This window comes from Paenibacillus sp. FSL H7-0331 (genome assembly GCF_001956045.1).
In genome coordinates this window covers 37534-59443 of sequence record NZ_MRTH01000045.1, presented here as the reverse complement: position 1 = coordinate 59443, position 21910 = coordinate 37534, and the positions used below count along the sequence as shown (strand labels likewise).

26 protein-coding genes and 1 other annotated feature are annotated in these 21910 nt (G+C 45.1%); all 26 genes read left to right on the top strand.

Annotated elements, in window-relative coordinates; translation table 11 throughout:
• The first annotated feature begins 251 nt into the window (after positions 1 to 251).
• Positions 252 to 713: a CtsR family transcriptional regulator gene (locus tag BK127_RS36125; protein WP_076237546.1), complete on the top strand. Its 462-nt coding sequence runs from the start codon at positions 252 to 254 to the stop codon at positions 711 to 713.
• A 12-nt stretch (positions 714 to 725) separates the two neighbouring features.
• A complete protein-coding gene (gene mcsA, locus BK127_RS36120; RefSeq protein WP_076237545.1) occupies positions 726 to 1241 on the top strand; it encodes a protein-arginine kinase activator protein McsA in 516 nt (171 codons plus the stop codon).
• A 34-nt stretch (positions 1242 to 1275) separates the two neighbouring features.
• Positions 1276 to 2337 (top strand): protein-arginine kinase McsB, encoded by a 1062-nt coding sequence (mcsB, locus tag BK127_RS36115; RefSeq protein WP_076237544.1) that lies wholly within the window; start codon positions 1276 to 1278, stop codon positions 2335 to 2337.
• A gap of 69 nt (positions 2338 to 2406) precedes the next feature.
• Positions 2407 to 4830, top strand: coding sequence for an ATP-dependent protease ATP-binding subunit ClpC (clpC, locus tag BK127_RS36110; protein WP_076237543.1), 2424 nt, complete (start codon positions 2407 to 2409; stop codon positions 4828 to 4830).
• Positions 4831 to 5015: 185 nt separating this feature from the next.
• Positions 5016 to 6383, top strand: a complete 1368-nt coding sequence (gene radA / locus BK127_RS36105) for a DNA repair protein RadA (protein WP_076237542.1) — start codon at positions 5016 to 5018, stop codon at positions 6381 to 6383.
• A 32-nt stretch (positions 6384 to 6415) separates the two neighbouring features.
• Positions 6416 to 7495, top strand: coding sequence for a DNA integrity scanning diadenylate cyclase DisA (gene disA, locus BK127_RS36100; RefSeq protein ID WP_076237541.1), 1080 nt, complete (start codon positions 6416 to 6418; stop codon positions 7493 to 7495).
• A 74-nt stretch (positions 7496 to 7569) separates the two neighbouring features.
• Complete coding sequence (gene pssA / locus BK127_RS36095; RefSeq protein WP_076237540.1) at positions 7570 to 8304, top strand: CDP-diacylglycerol--serine O-phosphatidyltransferase; 735 nt, start codon at positions 7570 to 7572, stop codon at positions 8302 to 8304.
• Between the two features lie 153 nt (positions 8305 to 8457).
• The gene (locus BK127_RS36090; RefSeq protein WP_076237539.1) at positions 8458 to 9555 is read left to right on the top strand and encodes a PIN/TRAM domain-containing protein; all 1098 of its coding nucleotides are present in this window, start codon (positions 8458 to 8460) and stop codon (positions 9553 to 9555) included.
• Positions 9556 to 9668: 113 nt separating this feature from the next.
• Entirely contained in the window at positions 9669 to 10373 is a 705-nt protein-coding gene (ispD, locus tag BK127_RS36085) for a 2-C-methyl-D-erythritol 4-phosphate cytidylyltransferase (protein ID WP_076237538.1), read from the top strand.
• Positions 10370 to 10855 (top strand): 2-C-methyl-D-erythritol 2,4-cyclodiphosphate synthase, encoded by a 486-nt coding sequence (gene ispF / locus BK127_RS36080; protein WP_076237536.1) that lies wholly within the window; start codon positions 10370 to 10372, stop codon positions 10853 to 10855. The genes ispD and ispF overlap by 4 nt, the downstream gene beginning before the upstream one ends.
• A gap of 52 nt (positions 10856 to 10907) precedes the next feature.
• Positions 10908 to 12365 (top strand): glutamate--tRNA ligase, encoded by a 1458-nt coding sequence (gene gltX, locus BK127_RS36075; protein ID WP_076237549.1) that lies wholly within the window; start codon positions 10908 to 10910, stop codon positions 12363 to 12365.
• Positions 12366 to 12556: 191 nt separating this feature from the next.
• Positions 12557 to 12799 carry a hypothetical protein gene (locus BK127_RS44160; RefSeq protein ID WP_179097725.1) on the top strand — a complete coding sequence of 81 codons (243 nt, stop codon included), beginning with the start codon at positions 12557 to 12559 and terminating at the stop codon, positions 12797 to 12799.
• A complete protein-coding gene (gene cysE, locus BK127_RS36070; protein WP_083689852.1) occupies positions 12765 to 13415 on the top strand; it encodes a serine O-acetyltransferase in 651 nt (216 codons plus the stop codon). Before BK127_RS44160 ends, cysE begins: the two co-directional genes overlap by 35 nt.
• Entirely contained in the window at positions 13405 to 14802 is a 1398-nt protein-coding gene (gene cysS, locus BK127_RS36065; RefSeq protein WP_076237532.1) for a cysteine--tRNA ligase, read from the top strand. Before cysE ends, cysS begins: the two co-directional genes overlap by 11 nt.
• Positions 14802 to 15242 carry a Mini-ribonuclease 3 gene (locus BK127_RS36060; protein ID WP_076237531.1) on the top strand — a complete coding sequence of 147 codons (441 nt, stop codon included), beginning with the start codon at positions 14802 to 14804 and terminating at the stop codon, positions 15240 to 15242. The genes cysS and BK127_RS36060 overlap by 1 nt, the downstream gene beginning before the upstream one ends.
• Positions 15243 to 15289: 47 nt before the next feature.
• Complete coding sequence (gene rlmB, locus BK127_RS36055) at positions 15290 to 16036, top strand: 23S rRNA (guanosine(2251)-2'-O)-methyltransferase RlmB (protein ID WP_076237529.1); 747 nt, start codon at positions 15290 to 15292, stop codon at positions 16034 to 16036.
• A complete protein-coding gene (locus tag BK127_RS36050) occupies positions 16037 to 16564 on the top strand; it encodes an NYN domain-containing protein (RefSeq protein WP_076237527.1) in 528 nt (175 codons plus the stop codon).
• A gap of 126 nt (positions 16565 to 16690) precedes the next feature.
• A complete protein-coding gene (gene sigH / locus BK127_RS36045) occupies positions 16691 to 17338 on the top strand; it encodes an RNA polymerase sporulation sigma factor SigH (protein WP_076237524.1) in 648 nt (215 codons plus the stop codon).
• Between the two features lie 198 nt (positions 17339 to 17536).
• Positions 17537 to 17686 (top strand): 50S ribosomal protein L33, encoded by a 150-nt coding sequence (rpmG, locus tag BK127_RS36040; RefSeq protein ID WP_028552031.1) that lies wholly within the window; start codon positions 17537 to 17539, stop codon positions 17684 to 17686.
• An 18-nt stretch (positions 17687 to 17704) separates the two neighbouring features.
• On the top strand, positions 17705 to 17917 hold the full coding sequence (gene secE, locus BK127_RS36035) for a preprotein translocase subunit SecE (RefSeq protein WP_076237522.1): 213 nt from the start codon (positions 17705 to 17707) through the stop codon (positions 17915 to 17917).
• Positions 17918 to 17945: 28 nt separating this feature from the next.
• Positions 17946 to 18479, top strand: a complete 534-nt coding sequence (gene nusG / locus BK127_RS36030) for a transcription termination/antitermination protein NusG (RefSeq protein ID WP_076237548.1) — start codon at positions 17946 to 17948, stop codon at positions 18477 to 18479.
• Positions 18480 to 18518: 39 nt separating this feature from the next.
• Positions 18519 to 18944, top strand: a complete 426-nt coding sequence (gene rplK, locus BK127_RS36025; protein ID WP_076237519.1) for a 50S ribosomal protein L11 — start codon at positions 18519 to 18521, stop codon at positions 18942 to 18944.
• A gap of 53 nt (positions 18945 to 18997) precedes the next feature.
• Positions 18998 to 19690, top strand: coding sequence for a 50S ribosomal protein L1 (gene rplA, locus BK127_RS36020; RefSeq protein ID WP_076237517.1), 693 nt, complete (start codon positions 18998 to 19000; stop codon positions 19688 to 19690).
• Between the two features lie 45 nt (positions 19691 to 19735).
• Positions 19736 to 19893 (top strand) — a sequence feature (ribosomal protein L10 leader region).
• A gap of 161 nt (positions 19894 to 20054) precedes the next feature.
• Positions 20055 to 20552 (top strand): 50S ribosomal protein L10, encoded by a 498-nt coding sequence (gene rplJ / locus BK127_RS36015; RefSeq protein ID WP_076237514.1) that lies wholly within the window; start codon positions 20055 to 20057, stop codon positions 20550 to 20552.
• Between the two features lie 49 nt (positions 20553 to 20601).
• Positions 20602 to 20964 carry a 50S ribosomal protein L7/L12 gene (gene rplL, locus BK127_RS36010; RefSeq protein ID WP_076237511.1) on the top strand — a complete coding sequence of 121 codons (363 nt, stop codon included), beginning with the start codon at positions 20602 to 20604 and terminating at the stop codon, positions 20962 to 20964.
• Between the two features lie 81 nt (positions 20965 to 21045).
• Complete coding sequence (locus BK127_RS36005) at positions 21046 to 21642, top strand: class I SAM-dependent methyltransferase (protein ID WP_076237508.1); 597 nt, start codon at positions 21046 to 21048, stop codon at positions 21640 to 21642.
• The last annotated feature ends 268 nt before the right edge of the window (positions 21643 to 21910 follow it).

The window sequence follows — 21910 nt, the reverse complement described above, 5'->3', positions numbered from 1 at the left end:
CTTCAGCGCCAATGGTACTTGAACCGCAGGGTTCTGGGAGAGTAGGACGTTGCCAAGCACAGTAAAATAGCCTTTTTGGATAATTATCCGAAAAGGCTATTTTTTGTTTTGCACTTATAGAATAAAACAGTCCGAAAAGCGGAAAATAAAATGATGCAGCTCCCAGTTGCAAATTATCAGAAAACTGCTATAATAAAGTCAAAGTCAAAGAAAGTCAAAGTCAATTTACTTCTCGTAAGGAGGTCGAATTGATGCGTAATGTCTCGGAAGTCATCGAGCAATACCTGAAAAGTATTTTGCAGCTAAGCGATGAAGGCGTAGTAGATATACAACGTAACGATTTGGCGGATCAATTTGAATGTGTTCCTTCTCAAATTAATTATGTCATCAGTACCCGGTTTACATTGGAAAAGGGTTATATTGTAGAGAGCAAGCGCGGCGGCGGCGGCTATATCCGTATTCAAAAAATCGAGCTGAACGCTCACGGGTCTGTTCTCGATCTTATTTTCAAAACGATTTGCTCACAGATCGATCAAGGGACCTCAGAGGGCTTGCTATATCAGTTGGAGGAGAGCGGGTATATTACGACAAGAGAAGCAGCAATGATGAGAGCAGCGATCTCTAGAGACGTTCTCCAGCTGAAGCTGCCTCTCCGTGATGAGATCCGAGCCAAGATTTTAAAAGCCATGCTGATTTCCTTGTTGAGCAAATAAGGAGGGATTCCAATGATTTGTCAGGAGTGCGGCAAGAAACAGGCAACACTGCATTTCACCAAAATTCTTAATGGGGAAAAAACGGAGTTTCACATTTGTGAATCATGCGCAAGAGACAAGGGGGAATTAATCCCCGGGACACCGAATGGATTTTCGATTCATAATTTACTCTCAGGGCTGCTGGATTTCGATCCTGCCAGTCAAGGGTTAACCCCTAAAGCTCAGCCAAGCCGTTGTGAGAATTGTGGGTTAACGTACAGCCAGTTCAGCAAAGTAGGCAGATTTGGCTGCAGCTCTTGTTATAAATACTTCGATGAGAAGTTAGATCCTTTATTTAAACGAGTTCACGGCAGTACGGTTCATACCGGAAAGGTTCCTAAACGCTCAGGTGGGTTAATAAAGCATAAGCGGGAAATCGAATGCTTGAAGAAAGAGCTTTTGCATCGAATTGAAAATGAAGAGTTCGAACAAGCAGCTGAACTTCGGGATGAGATTCGCAATTTGGAGAAAAAAGTACTAGAAGGATAAGTTTAGTTCCTTTGAGCAGGCAGGAGGCAAGCTTATGGTAACAAATCGTTTTACGGAACAAGCCTTAAGCGATTGGATGAAGGGTGAAAGCCCCGACTCAGATATCGTAATCAGCAGCAGAGTACGTATTGCCAGGAACCTGCAGTCGCATCCCTTTCCTATGCTTTCGACAAGTGATCAGTCCAAGGAAGTGTTGGACCTGTTAACGGGCCTTCTGCAGAATGAGGAATTGCGAACCATTAGTGATTTCTCGATACTGAACTTGGACGAATTGGATGAGCTTGAGAAGCGAGTACTGGTTGAAAAACATTTGATCAGTCCCGCCTTAGCCAATGAATCGCGTAACGGGGCCGTTATTCTAAGTGACAACGAATCGATCAGCATCATGTTGAATGAAGAAGATCATTTACGAATACAATGCTTGTGTTCTGGGTTCCAGATTCAGGAAGCGTGGGATTTGGCGAATCAGCTGGACGATGTTTTTGAAGAACAGCTGAACTATGCTTTTGATGAAAAACGCGGTTATTTGACCAGTTGTCCGACGAACGTTGGTACTGGAATCAGGGCATCGGTAATGATTCATTTACCTGCTTTAGTGATCACCCAGCAGATTAACCGAATTTTGTCAGCCATTACACAGGTAGGTTTGGCTGTACGTGGTCTGTATGGTGAAGGCAGCGAGGCATTGGGCAATCTGTTCCAAATTTCCAATCAGATTACTTTAGGTCAATCAGAGAAGGAAATTATCGATAATTTATGTGGGGTAGTCACCCAGCTTATCGAGCATGAACGCGGAGCCAGAGAGAAGCTTCAGCTCGAGATGAAGGCGAAGCTGGTGGATCGCGTGAGTCGATCTTTTGGCATCATGTCTTATGCCGCGATCATGGACTCCAAGGAAGCTGCTCAGCGACTTTCGGATGTTCGGCTTGGTATTGATTTGGGTATTATTAAAAATGTCCCCATGCAAGTCATGAACGAGCTTATGGTCATGACACAGCCAGGCTTTTTGCAGCAGCATGCAGGAGAAAAGTTAAGTTCTGAAGAAAGAGATATACGAAGGGCACAGCTCATTCGGGAGAGGCTCACACCCGAGTAGCGCAGCAATGGGGCGTTATGCTAAGGTGTAAGTAATTTTCTTATTTTATAACAGAAAGGTGTGTTATATATGATGTTTGGAAGATTTACGGAACGTGCGCAGAAAGTACTGTCTTTAGCTCAAGAGGAAGCTGTTCGTTTGGGCCATAATAATATCGGTACGGAGCATATCTTGCTTGGACTTATCCGTGAAGGCGATGGCATAGCGGCCAAAGCACTGATAGCTTTGGGACTTGGCTTGGAGAAGATTCAAGACGAAGTGGAAGCTTTGATAGGCCGGGGTCAAGAGCAGCCGACCAACATTGCATACACACCACGTGCCAAGAAAGTTATAGAGCTGTCCATGGATGAAGCACGCAAGCTTGGCCATACTTATGTTGGAACAGAACATATCCTGCTTGGTCTTATTCGTGAAGGTGAAGGTGTAGCCGCGCGAGTATTGAATAATTTGGGTGTGAGCTTAAATAAAGCGCGTCAGCAAGTTCTGCAATTACTGGGCAGCAGTGAGACTGTAACAACAAGCCATGCCAATACAGTAAATGTAAACACGCCTACGTTGGATGGTTTGGCTCGCGATCTGACTGCTTATGCGAAGGAAGGCCATCTGGATCCGGTTATCGGAAGAAGCAAAGAAATCGAACGTGTTATTCAGGTGTTGAGTCGTAGAACCAAAAACAACCCTGTTCTTATAGGTGAGCCTGGAGTCGGGAAAACAGCGATTGCTGAAGGCTTGGCTCAAAAAATTATTAACAACGAAATTCCGGAAACCCTTCGTGATAAACGTGTTATGACACTCGATATGGGATCTGTAGTAGCAGGTACTAAATACCGTGGTGAATTTGAGGATCGTCTTAAAAAAATCATGGATGAAATTCGTCAAGCGGGCAATATCGTACTGTTCATTGATGAGCTTCATACCTTGATTGGAGCTGGTGGCGCTGAAGGTGCTATCGATGCATCCAACATTTTAAAACCGGCTCTGGCTCGTGGAGAGCTTCAATGCATCGGTGCAACGACGCTGGATGAGTACCGTAAGTACATTGAGAAAGATGCTGCTTTGGAAAGACGGTTCCAGCCGATCACGGTCGACCAGCCTTCACCAGAAGAAGCGATCCAAATTTTGTACGGCTTACGTGACCGCTACGAGGCCCATCACCGTGTGAAAATTACGGATGAAGCAATTGTGCAAGCTGTTCAATTATCGGATCGATACATCCCTGATCGTTTCCTTCCGGATAAAGCCATCGATTTGATGGATGAAGCAGGCTCCAGAGTGAGACTTCGCTCGTACACCGTACCACCGGATTTGAAAAAGCTGGAGAGCAAGCTGGAGGATGTGCGCAAAGAAAAAGATGCTGCCGTACAGAGCCAAGAGTTTGAAAAGGCTGCGTCACTGCGTGATACCGAGCAAAAAATGCGTGAGGAACTGGATTCCACGAAGAACGAATGGAAAGAAAAGCAAGGAAGTACGGATTCCGAGGTGACTCCTGAGGATATCGCTCAGGTTGTAGCAAGCTGGACGGGTATCCCGGTCCTCAAGCTGGCTGAAGAAGAAACCGAACGCCTGCTCAAAATGGAATCCATTTTACATGATCGTGTCATCGGTCAAGAAGAAGCTGTAAAAGCTGTCAGCCGCGCGATACGTCGTGCGAGAGCAGGACTTAAGGATCCGAAACGTCCGATTGGATCATTCATCTTCTTGGGACCTACAGGTGTAGGTAAAACCGAGCTGGCACGTGCGTTAGCGGAATCGTTGTTTGGTGATGAGAATGCGGTCATTCGGATTGATATGTCCGAGTATATGGAGAAGCATTCGACCTCACGTCTGGTAGGAGCACCTCCAGGATATGTAGGCTATGAGGAAGGCGGTCAGCTTACCGAGAAAGTACGCCGTAAGCCTTATTCCGTAGTACTGCTGGATGAGATTGAAAAAGCGCATCCAGAAGTATTCAACATTTTACTTCAAGTGCTGGAGGATGGACGTTTAACGGATTCCAAGGGCCGTACGGTCGACTTCCGTAACACGCTGATTATTATGACCTCAAACGTTGGGGCAGATGTAATCAAGAAAAATTCTTCACTTGGGTTCACCGCTAACCAGGATGCAGGTAAAGATTATAGCAACATGAAGGATAAAGTAATGGGCGAGTTGAAGAAAAGCTTCCGTCCTGAATTCTTGAACAGAATCGATGAAACCATCGTATTCCATTCTTTGGATGAGCAGCATATCGGTCAAATTGTGACATTGATGGCAGCTGACCTGAGCAAGCGTCTTAAGGAACAGGATGTTGATTTCATCCTCACCGACAAAGCCAAAGCATTCCTGGCCAAAGAAGGATACGATCCGACATATGGTGCAAGACCGCTTCGTAGAGCGATCCAAAAACATATTGAAGACCGTCTTTCTGAGGAGCTGCTCCGCGGCACGATAGTTAAGGGTAATTCGTTGGTAATCGACGAAAAAGATGGAGCACTGACCGTAGCTCAGTCTTAATAAGACAGATACTTTTTGAACAATGACTTTATTAAAAAGCGAGAGCATCTTTCCTTCGATACATAGGGGGGAAGGGTGCTTTTTTCTTTATCAGTGTAGGGTTTTCATTACTTGTGCAAAATGGTAAACTTTGATGGATACGATTATAATAAAGCTAACAATTGAAATCAGCAGGGAGATTACAGATGGCTAAGCAAAAAACAAAATTCTGCTGCCAGGAATGCGGATACGATTCGCCCAAATGGTTAGGAAAGTGTCCGGGTTGTCAAGCTTGGAATACGTTTGTAGAAGAAATAGAAACCATATCCAAAACACAGATGACACATTCTTCTTTACTCCATACGAAAGAAAAGGCAGTATCGATCATAAATATAAAAAGTGGAGAGGAACAGCGTATACTAACGGGTAATAAAGAGTTGAACCGTGTACTGGGAGGAGGCTTGGTGCCGGGTTCCTTGCTTCTGGTTGGTGGCGACCCTGGTATTGGTAAATCAACGCTGCTGCTGCAAACCTCGCATGATCTGACGCAGGTGGGAAAAAAAGTTCTCTATGTTTCCGGAGAAGAATCGATACGCCAAACCAAGCTTCGGGCTGATCGGTTGAATGCGTCCTCGGAAATGCTGTATGTACTTTGTGAAACGAACCTGGAGCTGATAGAGGAGTCCATTGCAGAGGTTCAACCGGATTTTCTGGTTATCGATTCGATCCAAACGGTATACCATCCGGCTGTAACCTCGGCTCCTGGAAGTGTATCCCAAGTTAGAGAATGCACAGGCCATTTTATGCGAATTGCCAAAATCAAAGGTATTGCCACGGTGCTTGTGGGTCATGTTACTAAGGAAGGGGCAATTGCCGGCCCGCGGATGCTCGAGCATATGGTCGATTGTGTTCTCTACTTTGAAGGAGAACGGCACCACTCCTATCGGCTTCTCCGTGCGGTGAAAAACCGGTTTGGCTCAACAAACGAAATCGGTATTTTTGAGATGCGGGAAACCGGCTTGGTTGAGGTAAGCAATCCGTCGGAGCTATTTTTATCGGAACGGCCGCTTGGGGTCGCCGGCTCTACGGTTGTCGCCAGCATGGAGGGAACGAGACCCGTCCTTGTGGAACTCCAGGCTCTCGTATCGTCAACGAATTTTCCTTCACCGCGGCGGATGGCTACAGGCATCGATCATAATCGTCTCGCTTTAATTATCGCAGTATTGGAAAAACGTATGGGCATGTTTTTGCAAAATCAGGATGCCTATGTCAATGTTGCCGGTGGCATTAAGCTGGATGAACCTGCTGTTGATTTGGCCATAGCGGTCAGTATCGCCTCCAGTCTCAGAGACCAGCCAACACAGCCTTTTGATGTCGTATTTGGCGAAGTCGGGTTAACGGGTGAGGTACGCGGAGTTTCCCGTGTCGATCAACGAGTCAGGGAAGCTGAGAAGCTTGGTTTTCGCAGAGTAATAGTCCCTGAGAAAAGCCTGAAGGGCTGGACACCGCCCACGGGCATAGAAATCATAGGCGTAAACACAGTATCAGAAGCATTAAAAGCAGCACTAGGATAGATGTAAAAACAGGGCCGGCAGGGAGGAACAACATGAGCAAGGAAGAAGTAAAGAGAGATGTAATGAACCAGCTATTGCAATTAGTTGCGCCAGGCACTGCTTTTAGAGCTGGGCTCGACAATGTGCTTAGTGCCAAGACCGGAGCCTTGATTGTTGTAGGCTACAGTCCGGAAGTGATGGAACTGGTTGACGGCGGTTTTTCGATTAATTGTGATTTTTCTCCCAACTATTTATATGAACTGGCCAAGATGGACGGAGCGATCATTCTTAGTGAAGATGTTAAAATGATTTTGTATGCCAATACCCAGCTGATACCGGACTCCACCATTTCTTCCTCTGAGACGGGAATACGGCATCGTACAGCTGAACGTGTAGCGAAGCAAACCTCCAAGCTTGTGGTATCCATATCACAGAGACGTAACGTAATCACCCTGTATCAAGGAAATCTGCGCTATTCGTTAAAAGATATAGGCGTTATTCTTACCAAAGCTAATCAAGCGATTCAGACGCTGGAAAAATATAAATCGGTGCTTGACCAGGCTCTGACCAACCTGGGCGCCTCTGAATTTGAAGAACTGGTTGCGCTGCATGATGTGACCAATGTTATTCAACGGGTTGAGATGGTGCTGCGCATCAAGGCTGAAATCAAGCGATACATTGTGGAGCTTGGAACCGAAGGAAGACTCATCAGCATGCAGCTTGAAGAGCTAGTAGGTACAATTGAATACGATGCTTATTTGCTGCTCAAGGATTATGTGAAGGATTTGAATGAGGACAAAATCAAGGATTTGACCAACAGTCTCAAACGGTTGGCATCCGAAGAGATGCTTGACCATTATCACGTGGCTCGACTGCTCGGCTATCCAACTGCCAGCAACAGCGCTGAAGAAACCGTTTCCCCGAGGGGCTATCGTGTGCTGCACAAGATTCCTCGGATGCCCTCTACGATCATTCAAAATGTTGTGGAACGGTTTGGACGTCTCCCTCATTTGATGATGGCTACGATCGGCGAATTGGACGAAGTGGAAGGAATTGGGGAGGTTCGGGCAAGGACAATCAAAGAAGGTTTGAAAAGAATCAAGGACCAAGTATTCATTGACAGACACATTTAGCTTGCAAACAATCAGTGGGTGCCTTAATATAGTAAGAAGTATTAGGGTAAAGTAAAACCAGAGGTGGACAAAACATGCTGACAAAATCTCTTCCCAATATTTTCACAATAGGAAATCTATTTTTGGGAATTATCGCGATCATTCTCGTTTTCAATAAGCAACCGGACTTAGCTGCTATTATGGTTATCATTGCCATGCTTCTGGATGGTTTGGATGGACGAGTTGCTCGAGCGTTGAACGTACAAAGTGAATTTGGTAAAGAATTGGATTCCCTATCCGATGTCATTTCGTTTGGTGTAGCACCGGCTTTTATTATGTATGTTGTGGCTTTTACAGAATTGAATGCCGCGACAGCCTGGATTGCAACTGCAGCTTTTCCAATTTGTGGTGCACTTCGTTTGGCACGGTTTAACGTGATTGCGGGTACTCCGGGTTATTTTATCGGCTTGCCGATTCCGGCTGCTGGTGGTGTCTTGTGTACATTGGCGCTCTTTCACAATGAATTAAATACGTTTGTACTCGTGTTGAGTACATTGTTGTTATCCTATTTGATGGTTAGCACTGTCAAATACCCCAATTTCAAAAAAATGGGCATTCCCAAAAAAGCGATTTGGATTACACCGGTTGTTGTAATCATCGCCGTTGTCGTAGCGATTCAATTTCCAGGAACGTTATCTAAAATGATTTTTGTACCGCTGCTTCTTTATGCGCTGTACGGCTTAAAAAAAAACGCTGAACGACTGTTTACAAAGCGTAAAAGATCACGTAAATCCGGTGATGATGTGAAGCCGGAAACTCCATCTCTTTAAAATAAGTCGAAAATGAAAAGCATTTATTTTCCGTATTCGGAATTTAAATGCTTTTTTTGTTTTTTTTTACATAACTGAGGATTAGGCAGCAAGCTTTTGGTTCATAATGTTAACGAACCTGAACGTATGAAAAGGAGCATGGAGGTGACCCTATTGATGAAAAAATGGTTTCAATGTGTTTTTGCCGTTATTGGAGGTCTATTGAGTTTTGAGTGGAGTGCTATCGTTGGTAAACCTTTTTTTGGTATGCTGGATACCGTTTTTGGTATCAAGGAAGTGGCAGGACAAGGCTATTGGATGATGGTTATTGGGGTTTTGCTATTTTATGGGATAGGCGCTTGGGTAGCTGATTATGGATGGAAGCTTTTGCAGCGCGCGGAGAAGTGGATTGGGCATATCCCTATTGCTGATTTGATATCAGGGATACTTGGGCTTGGGGTAGGTTTGCTGCTGACAGTCAACCTGTTGACGCCTTTTGAGCAAGCTGGTTTATTATCTCCATTCTTGCATACGGTATTGACCGCGATGCTGGGCTTTGTAGGATTTCGTCTGGGCTACGCCAAACGTGAGGAATTCATCAGTTTGCTGACCAAAAGTCGTTCTTCCAGAGAACGTGCAGCAGCAGGCGAAGTGAAGGGCTTTGAGGAACATAAAATTTTGGATACCAGTGTCATTATCGACGGCCGCATCGCCGACATTTGCAAAACCGGATTTATTGAGGGGACGCTGGTTATTCCTGAGTTTGTGTTGGAGGAACTACAGCATATTGCGGATTCATCAGATTTGCTTAAAAGGAACCGAGGTCGCCGTGGGCTGGATATTTTGAATAAAATCCAAAAGGAACTTGATGTGAAGGTGTTGATCTATGAAGGAGATTTCGAAGAGATTTCCGAAGTGGACAGCAAGCTGGTCAAGCTCGCCAAGGTGCTGCAGGGCAAAGTGATCACCAATGATTTTAATTTGAATAAAGTGTGCGAGCTGCAAGGGGTATCGGTTCTCAATATTAATGATTTGGCAAATGCAGTTAAACCGGTTGTGCTACCGGGAGAAGAAATTTTGGTTCAGGTCATTAAGGACGGCAAGGAGCACGGACAAGGGGTTGCTTACCTGGATGACGGTACGATGATCGTTGTGGAAGGTGGACGGGAGTTCATCGGGACGACGCTTGAAGTGATGGTGACCAGTGTGCTGCAGACCTCTGCCGGCCGAATGATTTTTGCCAAACCGAAATTATTGGAAAAAGCACTCTGAAACGTATATGATAGAGGAGTGCAGTACCTTTGAAACCATGTTGGGAACATAATGACACCAGCAGCGTAAGGGTGAGAAGGCGCTAGGATGCAGACGGCAGGTGAATAAGATATATGAGTCAACTGGCGGTTGTTGTTGTGGCTGCGGGCAAAGGTTCGCGAATGCAAACCGTGGAAAGCAAACAGTTTCTGGTTTTAGATGGAAAGCCGATTCTTGTACATACATTGAGTCTTTTTCAAAAGATGGAACAGGTTAATTCCATCGTACTCGTAACGGGTGCCGATGATGTAGAACGCTGTAGGGGCTATATTAAGCAGTATGGGCTATCCAAGGTGCAATCAGTTGTCGCAGGTGGCCAAGAACGGCAGGACTCCGTTTACAAAGGTTTACAGATGCTGACCACGGATACGGAATGGGTATTGGTGCATGATGGTGTCCGGCCTTTTACAGCCAAGGAGCATATTATCGCTTGCTGGCATAAAGCAATGGAAACGGGAGCAGCTGTTCTGGCAGTACCCGTTAAGGATACGATTAAAGTAGTTGACACGACGGGAAAGATTCAATCCACGCCTGATCGTCGAAGCTTGTGGGCTATTCAAACCCCACAGGCTTTTCGCTTTTCATTGCTGCTGGAAGCTTATGAGCAGGCAAAGAAGACAGGATTTATCGGTACGGATGATGCCATGCTTGTTGAACAATTGGGCATAAGCGTTCAGGTTGTAGAAGCGGACTATTACAATATTAAAATTACAACGCCGGAGGACCTACCTTGGGCCAATTGGATTATCCATAATGTTAGGGGAGAGAAGCAACCATGATTCGAGTAGGACAAGGCTTTGACGTACACCAGCTGGTGGAAGGGCGTAAATGTATAATCGGTGGAATTGAAATTCCTTATGAAAAAGGGCTGCTCGGTCACTCGGATGCGGATGTATTGCTGCATACGATCAGCGATGCGATACTTGGAGCGCTTGGCATGGGAGATATCGGCAAGCATTTTCCGGATACGGATGAGTCATTCAAGGATGCCGATAGCTACCAGCTATTGGTGCAGGTGTGGCAGTTGGCCAAAGAGGCGGGCTATAAGCTGGGAAATATCGATTCAACGATTATTGCCCAGAAACCCAAGATGGCTCCCTATATTCCGGCGATGGTGGAACGTATTGCTCAAGCACTGGAAGCGGAGCCTTCACAGGTCAATGTCAAAGCAACCACTACTGAACAGTTGGGTTTTACAGGACGCGGTGAAGGAATTGCTTCACAATCGGTTGTTTGTCTAATAAGAAATGTGCTATCATAACAACTATTATTATTAGGTTAACGGTTTTTAATACAGGAGAGGAGCCATTATGATGTCAGATCATTTGCGTGTAAGATATGCGCCAAGTCCAACCGGTCAATTACATATAGGTGGAGCGCGAACAGCATTATTTAATTATTTGATGGCTCGTAAAGATGGTGGGCAATTTATTATTCGCTTCGAGGATACCGATCAAAGCCGCCATATTGAGTCCGGAGTCAGCAATCAACTGGATGGATTAAAGTGGCTTGGTTTGGATTGGGATGAGAGTCTCGACATTGGTGGCGAGTACGGACCTTACCGTCAAATGGAGCGTCTGGATTTGTACAAGCCTTTCGTGGAGCAGCTTCTTGCAGGCGGACATGCCTATCCCTGTTATTGTTCCGAGGAGGAGCTGGAGCAGGAGCGTGCCGAGCAGGAAGCAAGAGGGGAAATGCCCCGTTATTCAGGAAAGGGCCGTTATTTAACTTCGGAACAAATTGCTGCTTATGAGGTTGAAGGACGTAAGCCGTCGATACGGTTCCGTGTGCCCGAGGGCCGTCTGATCGCTTTTAAGGATCGAATTCGTGAGCATGTGGAATTTGAATCCGATGGGATTGGTGACTTCATCATTGTACGCGCGGACGGAATCCCGACCTACAATTTTGCTGTTATTCTGGATGATCATTTGATGAAAATTAACCTTGTTATTCGCGGCGAGGAGCACTTGTCGAATACGCCAAGACAGATCCTGATGTATGAAGCACTGGGGTTACCGATACCGGAATTTGCTCATTTGTCGATCATATTAAATCCGGACCGCAAGAAAATGAGCAAGCGCGACGAGTCGATCGTCCAGTTTATCGGACAATACCGGGATTTAGGCTATTTGCCTGAAGCGGTGCTGAACTTTATTACTTTACTCGGATGGTCTCCAGTAGGCGAAGAAGAGATTTTCACTAAAGAAGAAATTATTGACCAATTCGATCTAAGCCGTGTGTCCAAAAGCCCTGCGGTATTTGATATGGACAAGCTGAACTGGATGAACAACCATTATATGAAAAAAACGGAGCTGTCTCGTGTCGTGGCGCTTTCGCTGCCGCATTTGCAAAATGCCGGACTGGTTCCGCAGACATTGAGCTCCGAGCAGGAAGATTGGATTAACAAGCTTGTAGGCTTGAATCAAGACCGTATGCAGTACGCTGGAGAGATCGTCCAGCTGAGCCAAATCTTTTTCGAGGAAGATGTTTCCTATGAGGAAGAAGAAGCAAAGGCCATCTTGGCTGAAGAATATGCGCCGATTGTCATTCGCGGGTTCCTGGACGAAGTGGAACGTGCTGAAGCCTTTGAAGCAGAGCTTATTCCAGCTATGCTGAAAGCTGTCCAGAAGGCCACAGGCTATAAAGGCAAGCCGCTTTTTATGTCGATTCGTGTTGCCTTAACGGGTCAAACGCATGGTCCTGACCTCAATATGACTGTGTTTTTGCTTGGAAAAGAGAAGGTTGTTGCACGGTTGAACAAATTATTGTAAACCGAATGCTTTTTCGTTATACTAATCCTAATATAACAATCGTGGCGTAGATCAGGAGAGTACAATCGAGTAAGGGTTTTACAGAGAGGACAACCGCGGCCATACAGCCCGAGCTGAAAGCTGTCCATATCCTTTCGTTGGAAATGCACCTGGGAGCCGTATTGACGAGCTGCTTCAGATGGATGCCTATAATGGGCATAGCTGAAGTCAAGGTAGTCTTACCGTACCTGTTCACGTTACGAACAGTTGAGATGGATAGGATTATGCTGTCCAAGCAGAGTGGAACCGCGACTTTTTCGCCTCTGCAGCCTTCAAGGCTGTGGGGGCTTTTCTATGTGTACAGCTTGTTGGTCAGCCTACGACAAGAAGGAAAGCAGGTGGAATGGCTTGTTGAAGTTCATGCAAGAAGATATTTCTACGATATTCGAAAATGACCCGGCGGCTCGCAGCTGGTTTGAAGTGGTCTTTACTTATTCAGGACTGCATGCGCTATGGGCGCATCGTGTGGCACACCACCTGTATAAAAACCATTGGTATACGATTGCCAGAGTGATATCTCAATGGAGCCGTTTCATGACCGGAATTGAGATTCATCCGGGAGCTGTTATTGGTCGCCGTTTTTTCATCGATCACGGTATGGGAGTAATTATCGGAGAGACATGTGAGATTGGCGATGATGTCGTGCTCTATCAAGGGGTAACCCTTGGAGGCACCGGTAAGGAAAAGGGAAAACGTCACCCGACGATCGGCAGTAACGTAGTAATTGCCTCCGGAGCCAAGGTATTGGGCTCTTTTCTTGTAGGCGATAATTCACGCATCGGGTCCAATGCGGTTGTACTCAGTGAGGTGCCGCCCAATAGTACAGTTGTAGGTATACCTGGACGAATCGTGAAGCGGGATGGGGTTCGTGTGGGACGGTTGGATCATAATAATTTGCCTGATCCGGTTATCGATATGTTTCGACAGCTGCAGCAGCAGATTGATGATTTGAAATTGGAAGTAGAGACTATCAAACAGACAAGTGGAGGTAGCCAGGATCATGGTGCTTAAAATTTATAATACACTAACAAGAGCAAAGGATGAATTTCAGCCTCTCGAGTCTGGAAAAGTAAAAATGTACGTATGTGGTCCGACCGTATATGATTACATCCATATAGGGAATGCGCGTCCGATGGTGTTCTTTGATGTCGTTCGGAGATATTTGGAATCCATCAACTATGAAGTCAATTATGTTGTCAATTTTACCGATGTGGACGATAAGCTGATTAAAAAAGCAGCGCAAATGGAATTATCCGTCCCTGAAGTGGCGGATATGTTTATTCAAAAGTTTTATGAGGATACGGAAGGCTTAGGCATCCGAAGAGCCACATTAAACCCACGTGTAACTGAGAATATTGACGAAATCATCGTATTCATTGAGGGTCTTTTTGAAAAAGACTTCGCTTATGAGCGCGGTGGTGATGTGTATTTCCGTACAACGCAGTTCACAGAATACGGCAAGCTGTCGCATCAAAATCTGGATGAATTGCAATTCGGCATCCGTGTAGAGGTTGATGATCGTAAGGAAAACCCACAGGATTTTGTACTCTGGAAGGCTGCCAAGCTAGGCGAAATCTCATGGGACAGTCCATGGGGCCAGGGACGACCTGGCTGGCATATCGAGTGCTCCGCGATGGTACGCAAATATTTAGGTGATACGATCGACATCCACGGGGGAGGACAAGATCTGCAGTTCCCTCATCATGAATGTGAAATTGCGCAATCTGAATGCTTGACTGGCCACCCTATGGCTAACTACTGGATGCATAATGGGTATATTAATATTGATAATGAAAAAATGTCCAAATCACTCGGTAACGGTGTCAATGTCAATCAGCTGTTAAAAACGATCAGCCCGCAAACCTTGCGATACTTCATGCTGTCGGTTCATTATCGCAACCCGCTGAACTTCAGTGAAGAGACTATTGAGCAAGCCAACAATGGATTGGCGCGAATCGAGAATTGTCTGGCCAATATTAAGCATCGTTTGTCTACGGCTCCTGAAGGAGAGGTTGCCGAAGAAATCCTACACGCGGTTGCTGAAGTACAGCGACAATTTGAATTGAAAATGAATGATGACTTTAATACACCGGATGCGATTACGGCTGTATTTGAACTGGTTAGTGCAGCGAATCCATATCTACAGCAGGCGGAAGTGACACGCAGCTCGCTGCAGCTGCTGCTGGAGCGTTTTGAAACGATGGATAAAGTATTAGGAATATTAGCCCAACCAGCGGAGCAGCTGCTGGATCAGGAAATCGAACAATTGATTATTGATCGCACGGAAGCCCGCAAGTCGAAAAACTGGGCGCGTGCGGATGAAATCCGCGATCTGTTGACTGAAAAGGGGATCACACTGGAGGATACGGCACAAGGTATTCGTTGGCGGAGGAAATAATGAGCCAAGAACCCTTTGTTATGGAGACTGACTTATTCTGCTTTCCTCCCGCCAAAGAACCGAAGCTGCTCGGTCCGATCGTATTAGCCTATATCGGGGACGCGATCTATGAGGTATTTATTCGACAATACGTCATTTCAATGGCCAATCAACGTCCGAATCACCTGCATCGTCTGTCTACACAATATGTTTCGGCGAAGGCGCAGGCCAAAAATCTGCAGCGTCTCATGCCGATACTGAGCGAAGAGGAAGCGGATATCGTCAAGCGTGGACGTAATGCCAAGTCAGGGACATCAGCGAAAAATGCAGATATATTGGAATATCGCCACAGTACAGCATTCGAATGCTTGCTTGGCTACTTATATTACACGAAGCAGTTGGAAAGGCTTCAATACATCATGATGCAAACACTTGAACCCTATCAGCAGGACGCAAAATGACTATGGCATTCAGGTAAGCCAGGTTTTGCATAAAGGAGAGAACGAGCATGGAGGAAGAAGAGTATATTGCCGGCAAGCATTCGGTGCTTGAGGCTTTGCGTTCAGGACGAACGATTAATAAAATATGGATCGCTGAGGGCGCTCAGAAGCAATTGACTCAGCCGATCGTAACTGAGGCCAAACAGAAGGGAATCATCGTCCAATTTGTGGACAAGCGCAAGCTTGATCAGATGGTCGAAGAGGTGCCGCATCAAGGTGTTGTCGCTCAGGTTGCCGCTTATGCTTATGTGGAGATTGAGGATATTCTGGAATTTGCCAAAAGTCGCAATGAAGAGCCATTTATCCTTATATTAGACGAGATTGAGGACCCGCATAATTTGGGTTCGATTCTTCGTTCTGCTGACTGTACGGGGGTGCATGGTGTTATCATTCCCAAGCGCAGAGCGGTAGGTTTGACGGCTGCTGTATCCAAAACCTCGGCGGGAGCTGTGGAGTACGTTCGAGTGGCGCGGGTTACGAATTTGGCGCAAACGATCGAGCAATTAAAAGAGCGTGGCGTTTGGGTAGCGGGTACGGATGTTGCTGCCAATCAACCCATTTATCAGACCAATCTGACCATTCCGCTCGCTATCGTCATAGGTAATGAGAATAAAGGCGTAGGCAGATTAATCAAGGAAAAATGTGACTTCCTGCTCAAGCTTCCCATGTTCGGACATGTCAATTCGTTGAATGCCTCCGTGGCTGCATCCGTCTTTATGTACGAGGTAGTCCGTCAGCGGCTTGCTGTGAAATAGATGGTAGCTCCGGCATTCAAGGAGTTTCTCATTGTGGACGGATACAACATTATTGGCGATTGGCCCGAGCTGCAGAAGCTTAAGGATATTAGCCTGGAGGATGCGCGTGACCGATTAATCGAGCTGCTGGCTGAATATCAATCCTTTTCCGGTATCAAAGTACTGCTGGTGTTCGATGCTTACTATGTGCCCGGCCTGGGAGGCAAGTATGAGCACAGCAAGCTGCGAATTTATTATACGAAGGAAAAGGAGACGGCGGATGAACTGATTGAACGCTTGGTTACCGAGCATGTGGGGCGGCGCAAGCAGATTTATGTGGCCACCTCTGATATGACCGAGCAGAATGTGATTTTTGGAAAAGGTGCATTTCGTATTCCGGCCAGTGAGCTTCTGGTGAAGGTCAAGCATGCCAAGCGGGAAATCGATAACAAAATCGAGCAGGACACGTCACGAAGGCGAAATACATTTGATAGCAAGCTAAGCAGCGAGATGAAAGATCTCTTTGAAAAATGGCGCAGAGGCCGATAACGATAGAATGAATAAAGCCCATGCTATCGTGAATTCGGTTGACGATAATAGATTACATAATGTATACTTATCCTATCTTTTAGGATCAAGTAGATTATGAGTCTTGCCTAGGCCGGAGGGATTATTTTGAGTGTCGACCTCAAAGAATTGAGAATGTGCGAATACGACCTCAAGGCAGATGAAGACATTGTCGAAGCGGTCCGCGAAGGGGATAGCGACGCATTGGAGTACTTGATTAACAAGTATAAAAACTTCGTTCGCGCCAAAGCACGCTCCTATTTTCTAATAGGTGCCGACAGGGAAGATATCGTGCAAGAAGGTATGATAGGTTTATATAAATCCATACGTGACTTTCGTGGAGACAAGCTTGCCTCCTTCAAAGCCTTTGCTGAACTTTGCATCACCCGTCAAATCATTACGGCGATCAAAACCGCAACCCGCCAGAAGCATATTCCTCTCAACTCCTATGTTTCGCTCGATAAACCGATTTATGATGAAGACTCCGATCGAACCCTGCTTGATGTCATCTGCGGATCACGTGTGACCGATCCTGAGGAATTGATTATTAACCAAGAAGAATTCAGCGGGTTGGAAGATAAAATGGGTGAAATCTTAAGCGATCTGGAACGCAGAGTGCTGATGCTATATTTAGACGGCCGTTCCTATCAGGAAATTGCAGTAGATCTGGATCGTCATGTGAAGTCGATTGATAATGCTTTGCAGCGTGTCAAACGAAAGCTGGAACGGTATTTGGAAGTTAGAGATGCAAGGTAAAGCGCCTGTTGATTATACGGTGCTTTATTTTTTTTGCTAGTTTAGTTTCCCAATTCTTCGTATATACTGGTAAATAGGTTTTCCTTGACATGAAAATAGCGCTATGCTAAAGTAATCAGGTAGCCTTAAAACTGGTAGGCTTTTTTTGCTCTTTTTAAGGATTCAAATATGAGGCTGGGACCGTAGGAGGTGTACATCATGCGGGTAATTATTACGTTAGCGTGCACGAACTGCAAGCAAAGGAACTATACGTCCAACAAAAATAAGCGCAACAACCCGGACCGCATGGAGTTGAAGAAGTTTTGTAAGTTTTGCAATGAACATACTGCTCATCGCGAAACTAGGTAGTTTCTTGGAGGTGTAGTTTTGTCATTTCTGGTTCGAATGAAGCGAAGCTTCGGTAACACATTTTCTTTTTTCGCGGACAGTTGGGCCGAATTGAAAAAAGTAAAATGGCCAAATCGTAAAGAGTTGATCAGCTACACGCTGGTTGTTCTGTTTACAGTTGCTTTTGTCACTGTTTATTTCTATGTGCTGGATTTGGGTATTTCTGAGCTGCTACGCCTTATTTTTAAATAAGCGGGAGTTATAGGTGGCGATTATGGAAATGGAAAAAAGATGGTACGTTGTACATACCTATTCCGGGTATGAGAACAAGGTCAAAGCAAACTTGGAAAAACGCGTAGAGTCTATGGATATGACAGACAAAATTTTCCGCGTTTTGGTTCCGATGGAAGAAGAGATTGTAAACAAGGACGGCAAGAAGAAAACGGTTATGCGTAAAGTATATCCGGGTTACGTGCTGGTTGAAATGGTTCAGACGGATGATTCGTGGTATGTTGTGCGTAATACGCCGGGTGTCACGGGTTTTGTCGGATCGACGGGATCAGGCTCGAAACCAACTGCTTTGCTTCCTGAAGAAGTGGAGGCCATTCTTAAGCATATGGGCATGGAAGAGCCTAAGCCTAAGATTGACTTCGAATTGAAGGAAACCGTACGTGTCAAAGAAGGACCTTTTGCTAATTTTGTTGGATCCATTGAAGAAATTCTGGTCGACAAAAGCAAGCTGAAGGTACATGTCAACATGTTCGGAAGAGAAACGCCTTTGGAGCTTGACTACCATCAGGTAGAGAAGATCTAAAGGGTAATATCGTATACTAGCGCAAGGAGGTGTAACACAATGGCAAAAAAGGTTATTAAAATTGTTAAATTGCAAGTTAGTGCCGCTAAAGCGAATCCGGCTCCACCAATCGGTCCGGCTCTGGGTCAAGCAGGTGTTAACATCATGGCTTTTTGTAAGGAGTTTAACGCTCGTACTGCCGATCAAGCGGGTTTGATTATTCCTGTTGAAATCACAGTTTTCGAGGATCGTTCCTTTACATTCATCTGCAAAACGCCACCGGCTGCTGTATTGCTGCGCGTTGCTGCTGGAATTCCTAAAGGCTCCGGTGAACCGAACAAGAAGAAAGTTGCAACTGTAACAAGTGCGACAATTCGTGAAATTGCAGAACAAAAAATGCCTGACCTTAACGCTGCATCTGTTGAAGCTGCAATGCGTATGGTTGAAGGTACTGCACGTAGCATGGGCGTAGTTATCAAAGACTAGTTCCATGCACAGTGGGAGGAAATTCCGCTAATACCACATAGGAGGATAACCAAATGGCTAAAGTTAGTAAAAAATATGCAGAAGCAGTTAAACTGTTTGATGCAGAAGCTTTGTATGAAGCTAAAGAAGCAATTGAGCTTGTTAAAAAAGCGGCAACTGCCAAATTTGATGAAACTGTCGAAGTTGCAGTTCGTCTGGGTGTAGACCCAAGAAAGCAAGACCAAGCTGTTCGTGGCGTTGTTGTATTGCCTCACGGTACTGGTAAAACTAAACGTGTTCTTGTATTTGCCAAAGGTGATAAAGTAAGAGAAGCGGAAGCGGCTGGTGCTGATTTCGTAGGCGATCAAGACATGATTAACAAAATCCAACAAGGTTGGTTTGATTTTGATGTGTGCGTAGCAACTCCCGACATGATGAGTGAAGTGGGTAAGTTGGGTCGTATCTTGGGTGGTAAAGGTTTGATGCCTAACCCTAAAGCTGGTACCGTTACATTTGATGTAGCGAAAGCAGTTCAGGAGATTAAAGCAGGTAAAATCGAATACCGTTTGGATAAAGCCGGACAAATCCATGCTCCAATTGGCAAAGTTTCCTTTGATGACGAGAAGTTGGCTGAAAACTTCCGCGCATTGATCGACGCTTTGGTTAGAGCGAAGCCTGCTGCTGCTAAGGGTATCTATCTTAGAAACATCGCAGTTTCCTCAACAATGGGTCCTGCTGCTCGCGTTAACACACAAACATATAGATAAGTTGGATTGACTTTTTATGAAGGTCATGATAACCTATTCTAGCTGATAATCGAATATGACTTACCGTAGACAGCAGGTGCTCGTTTAGAGCTTAATGTCCTGCCGAGGTGTTATGATATAGAATCGGGTTTCTTTGTTCGACCAAAGATAACGTGAATCATCATGCCTTCGCAGCGTCTGCGGAGGCATCTTTACTTTTACGGATGCCTTCGTTTACGTGCTGAGTTCAACTTTAAGATTATGCTTACGAAGAAAGCATTCTTACGAATGCTGGGTAGATGCTTACGAAGATAACTTTCTTACGAAAGTTAAGATTATGCTTACGAAGAAAGCATCTTTACAGATGCTCTTAGGAGGTGCAAAAATGGCAAACACGAAAACAATTGAATTAAAAGCCGAGAAAGTGAATGTAGTAGCTGAGAAATTAAAAGGCAGCTCTTGCACAATCGTAACGGATTACCGTGGATTGAACGTATCTCAAGTTACCGAACTTCGCAAACAATTGCGTGAGGCTGGTATTGAATTTCAAGTACTGAAAAACTCTTTGGCTAGACGCGCAACTGCAAGTGCTGACCTATCTGCACTGGATGAATTTTTGACCGGTCCTACGGCAATTGCATTCAGCAAAGATGACATCGTTTCTCCTGCAAAAATCTTAACGGATTTTGCTAAAAAGAACGACAAGCTTAGCGTTAAAGCAGGCGTTGTTGAAGGTAAAGTTGTTGGCTTTGATCAAATCAAAGCATTGGCGGATCTGCCTTCCAGAGAAGGTATGCTCTCCATGTTGCTTAGCGTTCTACAAGCTCCTGTTCGCAACTTCGCTCTTGCAGTTAAAGCTGTTGCAGAAAAGCAAGAAGCTTAATTTAAGAATAATAAATATTTCATAAAACAATTAACGGAGGTATACACAAATGAGTAAGGAAACAATCTTGGAAGAAATTAAAGCAATGACTATTTTGGAATTGAACGATCTTGTAAAAGCGATCGAGGAAGAATTCGGCGTTACTGCAGCAGCTCCAGTTGCTGTTGGCGGCGGCGCAGCAGTAGCTGAAGTTGCTGAACAAACAGAATTTGACGTAATTTTGACAGGCGCTGGCGCTTCCAAAATCAACGTTATCAAAATCGTTCGTGAAATCACTGGTCTTGGCTTGAAAGAAGCTAAAGACGTGGTTGACGGCGCTCCAAAACCAATCAAAGAAAAAGTGGGCAAAGAAGAAGCAGAAGCTGTTAAAGCGAAACTTGAAGGCGCTGGCGCAACTGTAGAAGTTAAGTAATTTTTTGTCTTAAAACCCCTTGAAGTTTTTCTTCAAGGGGTTTTCCATTTCTATATAACTGATTTCGAAGAGGTGAAATTAGTGTCTGAGCATTACTATTCACAAAAGCCGACAGCGGCACATGATCTCCACCAAATCCAGGAGACATTGCGCGGCCGTACCTATACATTTGTGACGGATGCAGGCGTTTTTTCTAAAAAAGGCGTAGATTATGGCTCTAAGGTACTGATCGAAAGTTTACAAATTTCTGAACGCAGCGAGGTTCTTGATGTAGGCTGTGGCTATGGTCCGATGGGGATTGCGGCAGCAGGGTTGGCCATTCATGGAACAGTCACCATGGTTGATATAAATGAAAGAGCCGTGGAGCTTGCGCGAATGAATGCCGAACGCAATCGAGTGACGAATGTCGAAATTATGCAGAGTGATAAGCTGGATGCTGTCATTAATCGCACCTTTGATGTTGTCATTACGAACCCGCCTATTCGGGCAGGCAAGGAAACCGTCCATCAGATTTTTGAGCAAGCGCATCAAGTGCTGAGAGATGGAGGCAGCCTTTGGATTGTGATTCAAAAAAAGCAGGGGGCTCCATCTGCCTATGCAAAGCTGGAAAGTTTATTTGCACAAGTGCAGGAGATGGGCAAGGATAAAGGGTATCGAATCATCAAAGCGCAAAAGTAAATGCATATTTTTCACAAATATTATTGACTTGACATTTCCTTTATGTTATCATAATAAAATGTCAGCATTAAAGATGGGGTTTTTGTCTTTAGTTAGCTAAAATGTCAAGCGTTATTTTATCTTTGGTGAATAAAATTGACACTTTATACGTATAATGTGTAAATTTTAGGTGCACCATAGCAAAAGGTAAGGGAACTATCGGTTAAATGAATTTTATGCATGGAAAGCTTCTGTAAGAAGTGACACTTCGGGCAGTATTTACTCGAGA